Origin of the sequence: Brevibacillus massiliensis, from assembly GCF_000311785.1 — a bacterium.
Lineage (GTDB): Bacteria > Bacillota > Bacilli > Brevibacillales > Brevibacillaceae > Brevibacillus_C > Brevibacillus_C massiliensis.
In genome coordinates, this window is the sequence record NZ_HE978538.1 from 66,289 (window position 1) to 68,576 (window position 2,288).

Genomic DNA, 2,288 nt, shown 5'->3' on the forward strand with positions numbered 1-2,288 from the left:
TTACGAAAGGGGTATTATGAGAGGATTCTCAATCTTGATCAGTTTGTTCCGATATTATCAGGGGTTGAGGTGATCAGATGGGATTGCCGTGAACTGATAAAAGAAATTGAGCAGGGTGTAGCCAAATTTAAACCTCAGAAGTGCTTAGTTTACTGTGATCCACCTTATGATCCAGCCGCGATGCAAGGAAAGAATCACTATAGACATTCATGGAACAGAGAGGTTCATATAAACTTTAGGAACCAAATCAGACATACTGACACTTATATGATCGTAAGCGGCTACGAAAGTGACATATACGATGAGTTGGAAAATGACGGGTGGAAGAAGATCTTCTTAAAGCTGAAGCATGTATCTAGTTCGGGTATTGGTCGGATGAAGGAAGAGTTCATTTATATCAACTTTGAGATTACGCCTGAAATACATGATCTCATCTCAGAAGCTAAATAAATTAATACCAGAAAGATCACTAGTACCAGTACACCACAAGTGAGTGTCCAAAAAAGTGCCATCGATAGATTGCCCCGAATCGGTTGTTTCTGCTCGATTTGGGGTAGACCGGCTCCAAAAGAGAGGATGACGGAGAGGCTTTATTTTGTTTCCTAAAAGGACACTTTCGCCTAATCACAGTTCCCGATTACCAGGCGAGGATCTTCTGTATTTCGTAGAAGAACAATTCGGGATTAACTTCAGTACAATCTTCGACGCACACTGACAACAGTTGTCACACTACCCTTCTAAAAGAACACTTTGGAGGTCATCAATCATTGGACGATTCAGTATCCATGAGAAGTTGAGTAAAAATTTCAGACGTAACGATAACGGGACTGAGCATTTGGTTCTCACAGTATCGTAAAAGCACGGATTTTCCTTCATGGTAGTAAATGTAAATATCTGGTCACTTTCTCTTCTTTTGGGGGTCGTGTCTGCTCTCCCAATTCCCTTCAAAAATGCCCCAAAAACGCCCTTCTCCCCCTTGGTATATATTTCTCCCTTACTCCCTCCGTGAAAATCGGTACACGGTGGCGTACAGGCTGTCACGTTGTCGGTCGTTTAGTCGGTCTATTGGGTCGCCAGTATTTCTGTGTCATAAAATACTGAAAAATGGGTTGTATTTACCCGTTAAAGGAAGCTATTATCTCAACACGATGGTGGCTATTCTTCCCGTATAAATTGTCGTTATTTTATTGACTGAAAAGGAAGATGGGAAATGAAAAAACTGAGATTTGATTCTCCTAAGGAAGAGGTCGAAAGATTTTTAAAAGAATCAAGTATGAAAGATATCGAAGAGACTCTTGAATCGGGAGCCCCAGTAAGAGCAATAGATGGTATGGGGATCTATGACAGGTATGAGGACGGAACAAAAGTCTATGTTAAGAAATTTATGAGGGGTTCTGGTGGAGAGGGTGAAGGCTAAATGCAGTTTCAAAAGACGATGAAATACGATGAAGAAACAGACCGTTGGTGTGTTGAACTTGAAGGCAGAAACTATGGACTTCACTGCGGAGAATGTTTTGAAATCTATATAGGTGGTCAATCTATTCCGTGCCGTATAGAAAAGGATGCACAATGGTATTTGATCATGGAAGATGTTAGTTTCGATCTACGAAGATCAAACTCCTACATGGTAAATGTGTAATAAGGATCATTCAGGTCTAAAATTGGGGGTTGAATCATGACAAGATTCGGATATGTTCGCGCTCGTCGCAAACAAGAGATTGAAGGAATTAAGGATCAACTCAACGCAGATAAAGTATTTATCGATCTCACTGATGAATACGGTTTTTGTGAAAATGAGTCGTTGAAAGCAATGCTCGAACAGTTGGGTAGTTCGGATGCAGTTGTTATCCGTAATTTGAATGATGTTGCTGATGAAATTAACGGATTATGTATTTTTTTATCCACTTTGAAGGAGAAGGATACAGAATTAATATTACTAGATCCAATGCAAGCAAGAATCTTATCGGATCAGGGTTATGAAATGCTTTCATTCATCAACAATTTTATCAAGGAGAAGGAAACCAGCCTAAAGTCAAAACAAAGTAAACCTGGGCGACCCGTCAAACCATATCCAACCGGTTTTCTTGACGTATACAAAGAATATCGGGAAGGTAGCTTCAATGGAAAGGAAGCAGCGAAGAGATTATCAATTAATTACGATAAATTCCGCGAATTAGTAAAGACATTTGAATTTAGGATTTAATACGATGAGAGAGGAGGAGGATACGATGCTAACATTCAGTATCAATCCTTCAGTGGAGTTGATATCTAAGGCTAGCGCAGCGTAA

General features: G+C 39.9%; 4 protein-coding genes. All 4 read left to right on the forward strand.

Translation table 11 applies throughout. The features are described from left to right. The coding region (locus HGBM_RS31295) for a DNA adenine methylase (protein WP_019120882.1) at positions 1 to 450 on the forward strand (450 nt) is incomplete at its 5' end. Positions 451 to 1,210: 760 nt separating this feature from the next. Further along, the gene (locus tag HGBM_RS09580; RefSeq protein WP_019120883.1) at positions 1,211 to 1,417 is read left to right on the forward strand and encodes a hypothetical protein; all 207 of its coding nucleotides are present in this window, start codon (positions 1,211 to 1,213) and stop codon (positions 1,415 to 1,417) included. Between the two features lie 18 nt (positions 1,418 to 1,435). Then, entirely contained in the window at positions 1,436 to 1,639 is a 204-nt protein-coding gene (locus tag HGBM_RS30745) for a DUF5348 domain-containing protein (protein ID WP_245552938.1), read from the forward strand. Between the two features lie 36 nt (positions 1,640 to 1,675). Next, on the forward strand, positions 1,676 to 2,203 hold the full coding sequence (locus HGBM_RS09590) for a hypothetical protein (protein ID WP_019120885.1): 528 nt from the start codon (positions 1,676 to 1,678) through the stop codon (positions 2,201 to 2,203). The last annotated feature ends 85 nt before the right edge of the window (positions 2,204 to 2,288 follow it).

Excerpts from the sequence above, each read along its gene's own strand:
- HGBM_RS09580 (WP_019120883.1), top strand. The coding sequence starts at position 1,211 with ATGAAAAAACTGAGATTTGATTCTCCTAAGGAAGAGGTCGAAAGATTT.
- HGBM_RS30745 (WP_245552938.1), top strand. The coding sequence starts at position 1,436 with ATGAAATACGATGAAGAAACAGACCGTTGGTGTGTTGAACTTGAAGGC.
- HGBM_RS09590 (WP_019120885.1), top strand. The coding sequence starts at position 1,676 with ATGACAAGATTCGGATATGTTCGCGCTCGTCGCAAACAAGAGATTGAA.